This is a genomic window from Pseudovibrio exalbescens DSM 16456 (assembly GCF_000422785.1).
In the GTDB taxonomy this organism is placed as follows: Bacteria; Pseudomonadota; Alphaproteobacteria; order Rhizobiales; family Stappiaceae; genus Pseudovibrio; species Pseudovibrio exalbescens.
In genome coordinates, this window is record NZ_AUGS01000016.1 from 30,900 (window position 1) to 46,053 (window position 15,154).

General features: G+C 54.8%; 14 protein-coding genes. 11 read left to right on the forward strand and 3 right to left on the reverse strand.

Going from position 1 to position 15,154, the window contains the following annotated elements; translation table 11 throughout:
* Positions 1 to 65: 65 nt before the first annotated feature.
* The 6 genes from rnr to rpmG all read left to right on the forward strand — a co-directional run bounded on the left by rnr (position 66) and on the right by rpmG (position 6,640).
* Positions 66 to 2,324, forward strand: a complete 2,259-nt coding sequence (rnr, locus tag G512_RS0111635; protein ID WP_036489659.1) for a ribonuclease R — start codon at positions 66 to 68, stop codon at positions 2,322 to 2,324.
* 8 nt (positions 2,325 to 2,332) lie between these two features.
* The gene (locus G512_RS0111640; RefSeq protein WP_028481870.1) at positions 2,333 to 2,782 is read left to right on the forward strand and encodes a DUF983 domain-containing protein; all 450 of its coding nucleotides are present in this window, start codon (positions 2,333 to 2,335) and stop codon (positions 2,780 to 2,782) included.
* 5 nt (positions 2,783 to 2,787) lie between these two features.
* Positions 2,788 to 3,534 carry an NUDIX hydrolase gene (locus G512_RS0111645; protein WP_028481871.1) on the forward strand — a complete coding sequence of 249 codons (747 nt, stop codon included), beginning with the start codon at positions 2,788 to 2,790 and terminating at the stop codon, positions 3,532 to 3,534.
* A 215-nt stretch (positions 3,535 to 3,749) separates the two neighbouring features.
* Positions 3,750 to 4,946, forward strand: a complete 1,197-nt coding sequence (locus G512_RS20910; protein ID WP_051269281.1) for an MFS transporter — start codon at positions 3,750 to 3,752, stop codon at positions 4,944 to 4,946.
* 187 nt (positions 4,947 to 5,133) lie between these two features.
* Positions 5,134 to 6,312 carry an MFS transporter gene (locus G512_RS0111655; protein ID WP_051269261.1) on the forward strand — a complete coding sequence of 393 codons (1,179 nt, stop codon included), beginning with the start codon at positions 5,134 to 5,136 and terminating at the stop codon, positions 6,310 to 6,312.
* Between the two features lie 160 nt (positions 6,313 to 6,472).
* On the forward strand, positions 6,473 to 6,640 hold the full coding sequence (gene rpmG / locus G512_RS0111660; protein ID WP_028481873.1) for a 50S ribosomal protein L33: 168 nt from the start codon (positions 6,473 to 6,475) through the stop codon (positions 6,638 to 6,640).
* A 675-nt stretch (positions 6,641 to 7,315) separates the two neighbouring features.
* Here the strand turns inward: rpmG and G512_RS20915 are convergent.
* Complete coding sequence (locus tag G512_RS20915; RefSeq protein WP_051269263.1) at positions 7,316 to 8,707, reverse strand: PleD family two-component system response regulator; 1,392 nt, start codon at positions 8,705 to 8,707, stop codon at positions 7,316 to 7,318.
* Between the two features lie 17 nt (positions 8,708 to 8,724).
* Positions 8,725 to 9,099, reverse strand: coding sequence for a response regulator (locus tag G512_RS0111670; protein ID WP_028481874.1), 375 nt, complete (start codon positions 9,097 to 9,099; stop codon positions 8,725 to 8,727).
* 145 nt (positions 9,100 to 9,244) lie between these two features.
* Here G512_RS0111670 and G512_RS0111675 point away from each other — a divergent pair, with 145 nt between their 5' ends.
* Genes G512_RS0111675 through G512_RS0111685 form a run of 3 tightly spaced genes read left to right on the forward strand, consistent with a single transcriptional unit; the run spans position 9,245 to position 11,556 of the window.
* Positions 9,245 to 9,550 (forward strand): DUF3572 domain-containing protein, encoded by a 306-nt coding sequence (locus G512_RS0111675; protein ID WP_028481875.1) that lies wholly within the window; start codon positions 9,245 to 9,247, stop codon positions 9,548 to 9,550.
* Positions 9,537 to 10,211 (forward strand): hypothetical protein, encoded by a 675-nt coding sequence (locus G512_RS20920; RefSeq protein WP_051269265.1) that lies wholly within the window; start codon positions 9,537 to 9,539, stop codon positions 10,209 to 10,211. The genes G512_RS0111675 and G512_RS20920 overlap by 14 nt, the downstream gene beginning before the upstream one ends.
* Before the next feature lie 40 nt (positions 10,212 to 10,251).
* Positions 10,252 to 11,556, forward strand: coding sequence for a DNA polymerase IV (locus G512_RS0111685; protein WP_028481876.1), 1,305 nt, complete (start codon positions 10,252 to 10,254; stop codon positions 11,554 to 11,556).
* A gap of 107 nt (positions 11,557 to 11,663) precedes the next feature.
* On the opposite strand, the gene G512_RS20925 is transcribed toward G512_RS0111685, so the two are convergent.
* A complete protein-coding gene (locus G512_RS20925; RefSeq protein ID WP_051269267.1) occupies positions 11,664 to 12,503 on the reverse strand; it encodes an EipB family protein in 840 nt (279 codons plus the stop codon).
* Between the two features lie 371 nt (positions 12,504 to 12,874).
* On the opposite strand from G512_RS20925, the gene G512_RS0111695 reads away from it, so the two are divergent.
* The gene (locus tag G512_RS0111695) at positions 12,875 to 13,642 is read left to right on the forward strand and encodes a glycerophosphodiester phosphodiesterase family protein (protein WP_028481877.1); all 768 of its coding nucleotides are present in this window, start codon (positions 12,875 to 12,877) and stop codon (positions 13,640 to 13,642) included.
* A 111-nt stretch (positions 13,643 to 13,753) separates the two neighbouring features.
* Positions 13,754 to 14,956, forward strand: a complete 1,203-nt coding sequence (locus G512_RS0111700) for a GNAT family N-acetyltransferase (protein WP_036489662.1) — start codon at positions 13,754 to 13,756, stop codon at positions 14,954 to 14,956.
* The last annotated feature ends 198 nt before the right edge of the window (positions 14,957 to 15,154 follow it).

Consider the following 15,154-nt stretch of genomic DNA (forward strand, 5'->3'; position numbering starts at 1 on the left):
GCACTGGAAGAAAAGAATTGAGCCGACACAAGCTCGCAGGAAAAAAACATAAAGGGCCGGCAGAAATGCCGACCCGCGAGGAACTTCTGGCCTTCATCGCGGAAAATCCCGGTAAGGCTGGCAAACGGGAAATCGCCCGGCATTTTGGCATTACGGGCGCAGCCCGCATTCCCCTGAAAAAGCAATTGAAGGAACTGGCCGCTGACGGTGTCATCGAAAAACGCAAGAAGCGGATGATCCGTCCCGGCGATTTGCCCTCCGTGTTCGTGGTCAACCTTACCCGTCGTACCCGTGATGGAGAGCTGCTCGGTGTGCCCACAAACTGGGATCCAGAGCACGGCAAGGAACCTTTTGTTCTCATCTTGCAGGAAAGCCGCCGGGGCAAATCAGGCCCGCAGGTTGGCGTGGGCGATCGCGCTCTGGTGCGTTTGACCGAGCAGGATCCGGGCTCAGAAGCCGCTTACTGTGCCCGTGTGATCCGCCGACTGCAAAAGCAGGAAAGCACGATCCTCGGCATTTTGCGCAAGGACCCAACGACCAATGCCGTTCACCTTGAACCGGTGGACCGGCGCGTTCGTGAGGTTGATCTGGATCCACGTGATCTCAAGGGGGCAGAAAGCGGAGATCTGGTTTCGGTATCCGTTCACAAGGCCGGGCGCTACGGCATTTCCCGCGCGACGGTCGCCGAACGCATTGGTTCGATGAACTCCGAACATGCCGTCTCCGAGATAGCACTGCATACGCAAGGCATTCCTTCGGTGTTTCCCGATGAAGTACTCGCAGAAGCCGAAAACGCCACCCCGGTCTCTCAGCAAAACCGAGAAGATTGGCGGCAAGTGCCCTTGATCACGATCGATCCGGCGGACGCCAAGGATCACGATGATGCTGTGTACGCCCAGCCTGACGATGACCCTGACAATCCCGGCGGCTATGTGGTGTACGTGGCCATTGCCGATGTGGCAGCCTATGTCACGCCCGGCTCGGCAATGGACCAGGAAGCTGAAAAGCGCGGCAACTCTGTCTATTTCCCGGATCGCGTCATCCCCATGCTGCCAGAACGGATTTCCAATGATTTGTGCTCGCTGCGCGAAAAGGAAGACCGTCCCGCCATGGCAACGCGCATGGTGTTCGATGCCAAGGGCAAGAAGATCGCTCACAGTTTTCACCGGGTTCTCATGCGCTCGGCTGCAAAGCTGTCCTACCAGCAAGCGCAAAAGGCAATTGAGGGCGTTCTGGACGAGAAGACAGAGATGCTTCTTGATGATGTCCTCAAGCCTCTCTGGGCAGCTTATGCAGTGCTGCGCAAAGGCCGTGACAAGAGGGCTCCTCTGGAACTGGATCTGCCCGAACGCAAAATCCTACTGAAAAAAGACGGCACGGTGGATCGCGTTGTTGTTCCCGAACGCCTTGATGCGCACAAGCTCATCGAAGAGTTCATGATTCAGGCCAATGTGGCTGCGGCTGAAACACTGGAGAGCAAGAATTCGCCCCTGCTCTACCGGATTCATGACGCCTCCACGCCTGAAAAGCTTGAGAACTTGCGAGATTTCCTGTCCACCATGGATATCAAGCTGCCCCATCAGGGCGGGCTGAGAGCCTCGGTGTTCAACAATATCCTTGATCGCGTGAAGGACAGCCCAAACGCGCCACTGGTCAATGAAGTCGTTCTACGTTCGCAGGCGCAAGCAGAGTATCATCCGCACAATATTGGCCACTTTGGACTCAATCTGCGCCGCTATGCTCACTTCACCTCGCCTATCCGCCGATATGCGGATCTGATTGTCCACAGGGCATTGATCTCAAGTTTGAAGCTGGGCAAGGACGGTTTACCCAGCGGTTTTGAAGATAAACTTGAGATCATCGCAGGAGAGATTTCTACTGCAGAAAGAAGGGCAATGCTGGCGGAACGCGAGACGATCGACCGCCTGATCGCTCTTTGGCTCTCCGATCAGGTTGGCGCGAAATTCACCGGACGGATCGCAGGGGTCACGAAGTCTGGACTTTTTGTCCGCTTGCAAGATAGTGGCGCAGATGGTTTTGTACCTGCTTCTACTATCGGTAATGATTACTATGCCTATGAAGAAGCTGCTCATGCCCTGATCGGGCGCAGTACTGGAGAGACCTACCAACTTGGCGACATTGTCGACGTTCGACTGGTAGAGGCCGCTCCGTTTGCTGGCGCATTGCGGTTTGAGATTCTAAGCCCGGGCAAGGTCACGGCCGATAGAGGTCGGCGCAAGCCGACAACCAACAAGAAGAACTGGTCTAAGCAAAGAGACAAACCAGCGGGATTGAGGAAGTCGAAGTCTCGAAAGAAACGGTGAGAACACATATGGAAGCGCAGGACAGTTTCAGCCCTCCCCCCAAGCGTGACGTTGCAGCAGCGATGCTGAACGGTGGTCGCCTGAAATGCCCGGCATGCGGCGAAGGCAAGATGTTCGCAAGCTTCCTAAAGGTGAACCAAAGCTGCCATAGCTGCGGCGAAGAACTCCATCACCACAGGGCGGACGATGCGCCGCCCTATTTCACCATCTTCATTGTTGGGCACGTGGTTGTTGCCTTGTGTCTGGCCGTCGAAATGGCCTTCTTCCCGCCTCTTTGGCTTCACCTTGCCCTTTGGTTACCGCTCACCGTCATTATGTCACTGGCCATGCTGCCCCCCATCAAAGGCAGCCTTGTAGGGCTTCAGTGGGCTTTGCGCATGCACGGCTTCGATCTGAAGTCAAACGTGGATGATGCAGACGACCCGGACCCCACTTACCATTCGGTGACACAGGCCTGACGCCGATGAGCGAGCATATTCTGAACCGTCTCAAAGGCGTTGAGCCAGTATCCGATGGGGGCCCGAAAGTGCCCAGCGATGCGGCCACCCTATTGATTCTGGACCGCCAGACCAATGGCGACATACATGTTCTGATGGGACGCCGACACACCCGCCACACCTTCATGCCGGGCATGTTCGTATTCCCCGGGGGGCGGGTCGACGCCGAAGACGCTGATGTTCGCTTTGTTGAGGACTATGAGCCGACAACACGGCAAAAGCTGATTAAAGATCTTAAGACGGGCAGCAGTGAAGACTACGCCCGTGCGTTCGCCATGGCTGCCCTACGAGAAACCTACGAGGAAGCAGGGCTGTTTGTCGGTGTCAAAACCGAGCAAACCGTCATGCCGTCCGGTATTGGTTTTGAAGCGTTCGATGAACGCAGTGTCGTTGCCAATCTGGCTCCCATGCGCTTTATCGCACGTGCCATCACGCCGCCTGGACGCCCCCGTCGATACGATACCCGCTTTCTTGCTGTATGGTCGGATCAGATAGCCGATCGCCTGCCTGAAGGCACAGGCCCTTCAGGAGAACTGGAAGAACTGCAGTGGTTGTCCTTGCAAGACAGCAAGCGCCTCGAATTGCCGCCAATCACACTGGCGGTCATCGAGGAGCTGGAATTGCGACTGAAAGTCGACCCTGATTTGCAGCCCCGGTATCCAGTGCCCTACTATTATTGGACCCCGAACGGATTTGTCCGCGAAGAACTCTAAGGCGGTGCATAACCCTCCGGCACGAATGCCGTCTTAAATAACTGAAAATTAGTAGGTATTTGCCAAAGAACCCGCCTTGGGCCGAGCGCCCGATCAAGCACCCTTTACGCATGATTGCGTAGCCTGCAGATTTCGATGGAAACGGGCGGGCTTTCGTGACAATGGAACGCCAAGGCACGGTATCCTCCGAAGCCTCTTTTTCTTGGTAAATGACAATGAATACGAACGGCGCAGTTCCTGTGCAGTCGCGTTTTTCGCGTGCGCAGGTCCATGGTATTGCTGCGGCCCTGGGGGCTATTGCAGCGGTTGGTCTTGCTCTTTCTGTAAGTTATCCCCTTCTGGCGCTCACGCTCAATGCGCGCGGCGTACCTGAGGGGGTGATCGGCCTCAACACGGCTTTCGCAGGCATTGCGTCCATTGCGGTAACGCCGTTTTGTGCGCGCCTTGCGAAATGGCTGGGCACGCCACAAGCCATTCTGGTGTGTCTTGCCGGGGCTGGTATTGCCCTGCCCTGCTTTTATTATGCCACCGAAATCTGGATGTGGTTCCCGTTGCGGCTGGTTTTCCACGCCGGCATCACGGCGGTGTTTGTGCTCTCCGAGTTCTGGATCAATGCCTTTGCACCCAGTTGTCGCCGCGGCGTGATTATGGGTATTTACGCGACAGTGCTGGCCGTGGGCTATATCATAGGCCCCACGGCACTCGCCACGTTGGGGGCCATTGGCGAGTTTCCGTTCTGGTTCGCAGCAGGCCTGATCTGGCTTGCAGGCCTACCCGTTCTGATTGGTTGGCACTCTCGACCAGACCTGCACGAGGGTACGAACGGAACGCTCTTTTCGTTTCTTTGGGTGGCCCCGGTTGCAACGTTCGCAGGACTCATCAGTGGCGCAGTCAATTCCAGCATGATGTCCCTTTTACCTGTGATGGGCAGAGAACTGGGTTTCACTCTGGAACGAGCAACCCTGCTGGTGACCGTGGTGTCGCTAGGCAACCTCGTGCTGCAGATCCCATTGGGCTACCTGTCGGACCGGATTGACCGGCGGGTTATTCTCATGATCTGCGCCTCTGGCGGCGTGTTGATTTCAATCGCGGTAATCCCTTTTGGAACCACGTATGCCACTTTGGCGGCTCTCATGTTCTTCTGGGGCGGTTTGACTACCGGCTTGTATACCATTGGCCTGACCCATCTGGGCGCGCGGTTCACAGGCGCCGATCTGGCATCGGCAAACGCCGCATTCGTAATGATGTATTCAGTGGGCATGATTACGGCACCAATCATGGGCGGTTACGCATTGAAGTACCTGGGCTCACCCGGCCTGCCACTGGTGTGGTCCACCTTTCTACTGGTGTATGCTGCGGTTTGTCTTTGGCGTGCCCTTACAGCGCGCAAAGCACCAGCGTCAGCCCAATAAGTTGTTTCCCAAAAGACGAGACGCCGCACAGCCTGCGGCGTCTTTTTTTGTTTGCTGCCATTGCGTAAAGCCTCGCGAGTGAGTACAAAGGAATCCGCCAATCTGAACAAACGTTCAAGATTAGGCCAGCGCAGAGTGCCAAGAGCACAAACACACAAGCTCCATTGACATTAAGAGGGTACGCGCGATGCATGTAGCTACCGCAAATACCGGCGTCTTGTTCGATAGCCGTCAACGGCGCGGCATCATTGCCGCGATTGGTGCGATCACTGCAGTAGGGCTGTCATTGTCAGCCAGTCTGCCATTGCTGGCCCTCACCTTGAGTTACAAGGGCATACCCGAGGGCATGATAGGTCTGAACACCGCGTTTGCCGGGGTAGCTGCCATCATGGCAACCCCGCTATGTGCCCCTCTGGCTCGCCGGTTCGGCACACCTCAGGCTTTGTTGGGGGCGGTCATCGTCTCCGGCCTTTCCTTGCCCCTGTTCTTTTTTGCCGAACAGTTCTGGATGTGGTTTCCACTTCGTATCCTCTTCCACGGCTCAACCTGTGTGGCTTTCGTGCTCTCTGAGTTCTGGATCAACGCGCTCGCGCCACAAGCCCGCCGCGGAATGATCATGGGCATCTACGCCACTGTCTTGTCAGCGGGTTTGGCGTCCGGGCCAATCATGTTGGCTCTGGTTGGCACGACAGGGCCAACGCCTTTCTTCCTCGCGGGCGCATTAATCCTGGTAGCCACCTTGCCGATCGCCTATGGATACAACGCTCAACCCGACATGGAGGAAAAGAGCTCTGGCGGCTTTCTCTCCTTTCTTTGGATTGCGCCCATGGCAACGCTGGCCGGGTTTGTATTTGGTGCGGTTGAATCCAGTGCCCTGTCCCTGTTACCGCTCTACGGTCTTGGCATAGGCTTCCCAGCCGCCACCGCAGCCCTGCTGGTGACGGCCATGACGGCAGGTAGCCTGTTACTCCAGATCCCGCTGGGCATGCTGGCAGATCGGCTTGATCGCCGTCTCATCCTGTTGGGATGCGCCGCCATTGGCAGCATTGGTGCTCTATTGATGGTACCCGCCTCTGAAACCGGGTACACTGTGTTTGCCCTGTTATTCGTTTGGGGCGGCATTATCACGGGGCTGTACACGATTGGCCTTACCCATTTGGGTGCGCGCTTTTCAGGGGCAGATCTTGCATCCGCAAATGCTGCTTTCGTGCTAATGTATTCCGTGGGCTTGATCGTCGGTCCAGCCCTCAGTGGATTCGCCATGAAGTCGTTGGACAAACACGGCCTTCCACTCCTGTTCGCAGCACTGCTGGGAGCATATCTGGTAATTTGCCTGATAAGAACAATTTGTTTGCGGCTGAGGTGACAACACATCTTGACTTTAAGCTGCTTATCAGTAGTGTGCGCGCTGAATTTCCTCAGTTTAGCTCCCGGTAGCGACTGGCGGTAAAGGCCGCTTTTCAGCGCCGAGCATCATGAAGACAATCCGGCCATGATCAGGCCGACAACCCATAGGACCCTTAGCCATGGCCAAGGCAACGACAATCAAAATCAAATTGCAGTCTACTGCTGACACGGGTTATTTCTACGTCACGAAGAAGAACTCCCGCACCATGACCGAAAAGATGACAAAGCGGAAGTACGACCCGGTTGCAAAGAAGCACGTTGAATTCAAGGAAGCCAAGATCAAGTAAGGATCTTCTCCTTGTTACGGTTAAAAAGGGCGTCCATCAGGGCGCCCTTTTTCATGCCCAAAGAAATGCATACATTGCAACCAATAGGTACATTTCACGCCCCACGACCAGGGTTTCCCCCAAACGAATTCCGCCGATCAAAAGATGGATGTATTGTGTTCTCTGGTCATGCTCGGGCAAGGAAACCGCGTAAACTATCGGTTATCGATAGAAGCAGGGAACGAACGCAAACAGCACCCGCTCATACTCATCCACACACGCACGACGTGCGTTACACGCCTGACACCTAAAAGATTTAGTTAATGAAAAGTAAGAGGTGTGGTGGTCGGCGCGAAGCGGATGACATGAGGAGGCCACTCTGAACCCGTTTCTGCGCCGACCAACCCCACGGACCCAGGAGATGCGGCGGACCTGAGCGCTCCGTAGGGCGTTCCAAGCAAGGCGAAATCCAAGACAGTGCCGCGAAACGCGCCACATCAATGATCGTCGATTGGATAAAGCCCGCAATTCTATAGTTGCAACTTACGTTACCATCGCAACATTTACGACTTTAGTAAAGCTTTAAGGTAATTGCGCTCCTGAAAAGCGATGGGATCCCGGCTCTATGCACAACAAATATACCTAATTTTCACCGAAAGACTACGGCACCTCAGGCAGAACTCCACTCTTTTATTGCTATTCAAGATGATCCTGTGGATCTATCAAGCGAACCCTCACCTGATTCCGCCCTTCATTCTTGGCGGAATACAACCCGAGATCGGCCCGTTTAAGAAGACTGCCCGTTGTTTCATCGCTCAACTGCAATGTGGACACACCGATGCTTGCGGTGATCTCCAATGCCTCATCCGTTGCTGGCACAATGAACGGCGCTCCAGCTATTTCACTTCGAAGTCTCTCGGCAACATACTGTGCCTTGTCATGGTTGGTTTCCGGCGTCACGATCACGAACTCCTCCCCCCCATACCGGCAAACCAGATCAAGACCACGCACGTTCCGGCGCAATCTGCGAGCAAACTCCACCAACACCGCATCGCCGATATCATGTCCGTATCGATCATTGATCTGCTTGAAATGATCCACGTCGATCAAAAGAAGCGACAGATGTTTGCCCTCCGCAATGGCCTTGGCAATGTGAGCTGATGCGTGATGTTCAAAGTACCGGCGATTGTACAAGCCGGTGAGCGCATCCGTTGCAGCCATCTCGATCGTTTCCTGCATGGCCCGCAAAAGGCCATCACTGGTGCGCTTGTAGCGGATCTGATTGCGGCATCGAAGAGTGAACTCGGACGGGTCGAGGGGCGTCTCCACAAAATCGTTCACGCCAATTTCCATGGCCTTGAGGATCTGCCGCCGATCATTGCGGCTTGCTACCAACAGGATCGGAATCATGCGCATGTGGTCATTGGAGCGCATCTGAGAGCATAGCCTGAGCGGATCCATCCCCTCCATCGCCCCGTTTACGATCACCAGATCAGGATCTTCCTCCACGCATCTGTAAAGCGCACGGCCGGGCCGGGTCTCGCACTTCACCTCATAACCATCCTGCAGACCACGCTTGATAAACTCCATTGAGCCGGGATCGTTGTCGATGATGAACACACACGCCCCGCTCAATGGACCGGCCAACTCGCTCTCCGTGGCTTGCAAGGACAGATCCTGACCAGTGCGCGCGCGCATCCGCAACTCGTCCATGGTCCGTTTCATGCGGATCAGATTTCGCACGCGAACGACAAGTTCGATGTCGTCGACCGGTTTGGAGATGAAATCATCTGCGCCCGCTTCCAGCCCCCGAACGCGGTCACTTTGGTGTTGCAGGGCCGTGATCAGAACGACGGGCACTTGGGACGTGCGGGGCGACGCCTTGATGCGCCTGCACACCTCAAAGCCATCGATATCCGGCATCAAGACATCCAGCAGCACTACGTCAAAGGCACTGGTTTCCATGGCACGCAAGGCTTCCGTGCCATTGGCAGCAGTCGTCACTTCGAAATAATCAGCCGCAAGGCGTGCAGCCAGAAGACGGAGATTGGCCTCGATGTCGTCAACAACCAGCACCCGTCCCGTCATCTGCTCTCCTTAAAGGTTCAGGCAGCCTCCCCAAGGAAAGAGCGTACTGTTTCCAGAAAACTGCCAACCGAAATGGGTTTCGAGATATACGCTTCACATCCACCCTGCCGAATGCGTTCCTCATCGCCTTTCATGGCAAATGCAGTGACCGCAATTACCGGGATGGACTTGAGCGCATCATCCTCCTTGATCCACTTGGTCACCTCCAGTCCGGAAACTTCGGGGAGCTGGATATCCATCAGGATCAGGTCCGGGACGTGTTCGCGGGCGAGTTCCAGAGCTTCCATGCCGTTGCGTGACCGTAAGGTAGAATAGCCGTGCGCCTCTAAGAGATCATTAAAGAGCTTCATGTTGAGCTCATTGTCTTCAACAATCAGCACTGTCTTCTGCATTTCCATCCGAGTCCCGCAGGTTTTTGAATGATCGATGCTCATAACCGAATGATCATTCAAATGAAATGATAGCGTCGCTCTGCATCTCGCACTAGGGTTTTGACAATAAGTTAAGGAAGATTCGTTTCGGAAAGGCAAACAGACAATGATGGGTCAAAAATCCGGGGGAATGTCCCCAGAAGCCGCCGAAGAATTGGCCACCAGTGCATTGGCCTACCTAGCGCAGAATCCTGAAGACCTGGGACGCTTCCTGTCGCTGGCGGGTATTGGCCCCTCAGAAATCCGCAGTGCAGCCGAAGAACCGGGTTTTCTCGCGGGCGTGCTGGAGTTTTACATGCAGCACGAACACCTGCTGCTGGCCTTTACGGAGACGCAGGGAATCCGGCCTACGATGATTGCCGCAGCTCACCTCAAGCTTTCCGGGGGTACGGACTACTTTGCCACACCCTGATCCCGTTTCCCCACAGGCTTACTGGCAGATTGGCCAGCTCCCGCGCTCTGCCAAACCTCTTCTCATCTGCGATGTGGATGAGGTCCTTTTGCATTTCATGCGCCATCTGCGCGAATTTGGGGCCGAACGCGGCATTGGGCTTCACAAGCCGATATATAAACTGCACGACAATCTGGTGGAGTTGCAAACCGGACGAATGCTGAGCAGGCAGGAATGCTCACATTTCATCCAGGCCTGTTTTGACACCATCGTTAGCCACCAGGATGCAGTCGATCACGCCGCCGAACAGTTGGCTGCGCTATCAGCCCATGTTGATATCGTCATTTTGACCAACCTGCCCGGTGATCACAATCGCCATGCTCGCGAACAAACTCTGCGAAGCCATGCTCTGCCCTACCCGGTCATCACCAACACGGGTCCGAAAGGGGGAGCAGTCGCCGAGTTGGCCAAGACCCGCCGGCAAGCACCAATAGTTTTTGTGGATGACAGCCCGCTCCACCTGATCTCAGCCCAAAAAGCGGCACCGCAAGTGACAGGCCTCCACTTCATTGCTGATCCTGAACTGTATCAGCATGCACCCGACGTGGACGGCGTATGCCTCAAGTCCAACTGTTGGGTGGAAACCGGGCAGCAGCTCAAGGAAATATTTGGCGCGGCCTGACCGTTGGGACATAATGGGAACAAAGACAAGACCGGATCCCATGCAACACTCTAGTGCTACCGCCAACTCCCGTGCCATCTGCCGCGATTGCAGCCATCGCTTTACACCCAACCGGGACCGCTGCCCCAAATGCGGCAGCCCCCGCTTGCTCAGCCATCCCGAGTTGGATCAGCTTTCCATCGCTCACATAGATTGTGATGCGTTTTATGCCTCAATCGAAAAACGAGACAATCCTGACCTTGTCGACAAACCGGTCATTGTCGGCGGTGGACGCCGCGGCGTTGTTGCAACCTGTTGCTACATCGCACGGATGTATGGCGTAAGATCAGCCATGCCCATGTTCAAGGCACTCGACGCCTGCCCGGACGCAGTTGTCATTCGCCCTCGCATGGATGTTTATGCAACAGTCGGACGCCAGATCCGCACAGAGATGGAGCACCTGACACCGCTGGTCGAGCCCCTGTCCATCGATGAAGCCTTTCTCGACCTTTCCGGCACTGAAAAGCTTCACCGGGCAACACCGGTCGAACAGCTGGTGCGGTTCGTAAGGGACGTGGAAGCCAAGGTCGGTGTCACCATGTCGGTTGGTCTGGCAGCCAACAAGTTCCTCGCCAAGATTGCCTCTGATCTGGACAAGCCGCGCGGCTTCTCCGTGATCGGAGCAGCGGAGGCAAAAACGTTTCTGGAAGACAAACCCACCGGCATCATCTGGGGTGTTGGCAAGGTATTACAGAAAAAACTTGCAGCTGATGGCATTACGACGGTGGGACAGTTGCAGCGCAAAGACCCAACCGACTTGGCGAAGGCCTATGGTGTAATGGGCCTTCGGCTGGCCAAGCTGTGCCAGGGAGAGGACGAGCGAACAGTCTCCAGTGAGCGCGAGACAAAAAGCATTTCCAATGAAACGACCTTCAGCATCGACATTTCAGACCCTCAAGAACTGGCGGATATCCTTTGGGAGCTAAGCGAAAAAGTGTCCTTTCGAGCCAAAGTCGCTGGCTTTGCGGGACATACCGTAACGTTGAAACTGAAGTCTCATGATTTCAAAAGCATAACCCGTTCTCGCCACCTACAGGACCCCACACAACTAGCGGATCGGATTTTCCGAACGGCTCATACGCTTTTACAACCTGAAGCGGACAGCAAACGTCGCTACCGGTTGATCGGTGTCGGCATCGCCCAACTCTGCTCTCCAGATCTGGCGGATCCTGAGGACCTCGTGGATGCAGACGCGGGAAAACGCGCCAAGGCGGAGAAGGCCATGGACGCCCTGCGTTCCAAATTCGGCCAGAAGAGTGTGGCGCTCGGTCGAGGCCTGACGCAAGGCCGCACAACAAAACCATGAATGCAATAAAAAGCTCCGTACTCGCCTGAACCACCATTCGATTCACGAGAAACAATCACGGAGGCCGAGCGAGACCCAACGCGGTCAAGAGGTGTAAGAAACTGACTCTATTGGCACTTTTCTTCTGGCAACAACTCCAGATCAACCAGATCACCAGCAACGCTGAAACTGCCGTAATCCAGAAAAAGCTCATAAGTGATGCCTTTGGCATCCAGCAGATAACTCATCTCATAGTCGGGCATGTGCTCGCCGCTGGCACCATCAAGATGCATATCAAAATAGGCAGAGGATACCTGCCAAAGACGGGCGGGCTTGCGGATCGATTCATGGGAAACGGTTTGGACAATGTGCCGAAACGGAGTCATCACGGTGCTGGTCTGGAACACGGTGGTCCCATCTTCACTTCCATCGTAAACATACGCTGAAAGGAAGCGCTCTCCTGCCCGGGCCGCATCAATCAGGGCGGACAGGTGCTCAGTCGGAAAGTGGATTGCCCCCTCCAGTTCCATCTCCATCTGCTCCGGAGCCTTAAGGGTAACCTGAGTGCTGTGTGCACTCTGACTTGCCGCCCCTCTTACTTCTTCAACTAGGTGAGCATTGATGAAGGTTTTGGAAGAAAATCTCAAACTGCCCTGACTGGCGGGCTCGAAAGTAGAGATTTGCAGGTCGGTGACCTGACCATCGCCATCACCAGAAACCATTTCCAGAAGAAACCGAACCGTTGTGCCGTATCCCAAGCAGGCATTACCAGTCATCTCATAGACCATGCGCCCGCGCACATCTGAAATCTCTGAACTCTCATTCACGTTTGCAAGCCGGAGATCATATACAGCCCGATGAGGCTGCAAATCCGCAGCGTTCGCAGTTGGCGTCAAACCGCAAACCCCAGCGATAAGGCCAATGGCACAAGCCAAGCCTGAATTCTTGAACAACGCGCCGCACTGCATGGAAACTCCTTGAGGATGCGAAACCGGTTCTCTTTCAGCACAATACCGCTGACCGCCGGATGTGACGTTACGTCATAGACTGCATGATGAGGGAGAGAATGCAAGGCCAATCTCATTCACCAATATGCTCGCCGCCCGTAAAATGAGCTGTGGTTTATACGTATCTTTCGATTTCTCTGACTTGTTGCCCACTCGATTCTTGATCACTGTTCACGGCGCACTCCCCGGTCGTGAAGCGTTGTCAGCCAAAGTGCGAGCGCGGCGCATTTTGGGTGAGTTGTAATCATGGCGTCATGCAAGCGAGCCAAACAGAGCTCTTAAACTCTGCCGGCCCACAGCCGGTTCTTCCTCAAATTCGGACCCAACACCCCATGCGTGACCTTTCTTCCCTGTTTGAACGTCCTATCGCTCATCGCGGTCTGCACCATGCAAACAAAGGCGTGATCGAAAACACTCCCAGCGCCATCCAGCAAGCCGTGGAGGGGCGATTTGCGATTGAGGTGGATCTGCAACAGACCCTGGATGATCAGGCTCTCGTCTTCCATGATGACAACCTCGATCGTCTGTCACACGGCACTGGCGCTGTGCGCGCACAGACCATGCAACAACTCAAGACCATTCAAATGCGCGATACGGCGGACCCGATGTGGGCGTTGCCGGACCTACTGGATCTGGTAGATGGGAAAGTGCCACTGATCATCGAGTTGAAATCGCTGTTTCAAGACGGTGCTCAGAAAGAGTTCATCGCAGGTGTGTGCACCTCATTGCGAGACTACAAGGGCCCAGTTGCGTTGAAATCGTTTGATCCCAACATGGTTCACGCATTAAAGGATCTGGCGCCCGACATTCCTCGTGGCGCCGTGTCATGCACTCACCTTGGCAACCCTGAACGCCATCACTACTCCCGTTTTCAGATGCTGTTGATGCGTTTCATGCTTCACATGGTGAGCGCACAACCCGATTTCATCTCCTACAGTATCCGGGATCTTCCAGCACTTGGCCCCACCCTGTTCAAGAAACTGAAGGGCACCCCCATCATGGCATGGACAGTCCGAACCCCCGAGGAGCGTGAAAAGGCAGCCCGCCTCGCCGATCAGATGATATTCGAGGGTTTCAACCCGGACGCAGTGCAGGACTAGGTGTTAGACCAATGCCTCTTTGACGCTGCCAGATGAAACACTAGCTTAGCAACTGACACGCAATCCCGGTGATCAAGGCTTAAACTACGTGTCCAAGAGGAGGTGCACCCCATGGCTGATGACAGCATACCAACGCTACGCGTGATTTCATCACTGAAAGACATCGACCGCGGCCAATGGGATGCTGTAGCCAATCCAAGGGCAGATAAGACAGCCACAAACCTTGAATCAAATCTTGAAGTACCACCATATAACCCATTCGTATCCTGGGACTTTTTACAGGCGCTCGAGGAAAGTGCCTGTGTGAACCGGCACACCGGCTGGCTGCCTCAACACCTCGTTCTGGAAAACGAAGAAAGATTGATGGCGGCGGTTCCAACTTATCTCAAGAGCCACAGTCAGGGTGAATATGTGTTCGACTACGCTTGGGCGGATGCAATCCACCGCGCAGGTGGACGGTACTACCCCAAGCTCCAGTGCAGCATCCCGTTCACACCGGTTACCGGCCGGCGCTTGTTGCTTTCTCCCCATGTGGATCCTGAGGCTGCCACTGAAGCACTGGTGTCCGGCCTTGTTCACGTTGCTGAACGTTACGACGCTTCTTCGGTCCACCTGACTTTCCTGCAAAAGCCGGAATGGGATCGCCTCGGCAACATGGACTTTCTGCAGCGCACTGACCAACAATTCCACTGGAAGAACGCAGGGTACGGGACCTTCGAGGAGTTCCTGAACACACTTGCCTCACGCAAGCGCAAAACCGTTCGCAAGGAACGTAAACAGGCCTTGGAAAACGATATCCAGATCGAATGGATCACCGGCTCGGATTTGAAAGAACACCACTGGGACGCCTTCTATGACTTTTATATGGACACGGGGTCACGCAAGTGGGGGCGCCCTTACCTGAACCGTGACTTCTTCTCGCTTTTGGGTGAGCGAATGGCTCAGGATGTGCTGCTCGTAATGGCCAGGCGAAACGGGCGCTACATCGCAGGTGCGCTGAACCTTATCGGCTCCCACAGTCTTTATGGTCGCAACTGGGGGTGCATTGAGCACCACCCCTGCCTGCACTTTGAAGTCTGTTACTATCAAGCGATCGATTTTGCGATAGCCAATGGACTTGAGTGTGTGGAGGCCGGAGCACAAGGCGCCCACAAGTTGGCACGGGGGTACTTGCCCACCACCACCTACTCGGCCCACTGGATCGCACACCCTTCCTTAAGAAATGCAGTAGCACACTATCTAGAGCACGAACGAGTCGCAGTGGAAGAGGACCAAGCCTATCTGAGAGAGCATGCTCCATTCAAAAAGGGCTAGGCATTTTTCACATTAAGAAACGTGACTAAGAGTTTGATCCGACTCCTAGATTTCAGGAAGTTGAATCACTTTCTCAAGTTCGCCCTCTCTTGACTCAATTTCTCAAGGTAAAAGTTGACTCAGAATATGAATGAGTTCAGCACCTGTTTAAGATCAGCCCCTAACTGATTCAATCATCGTCATTTTTGACAATTTGCG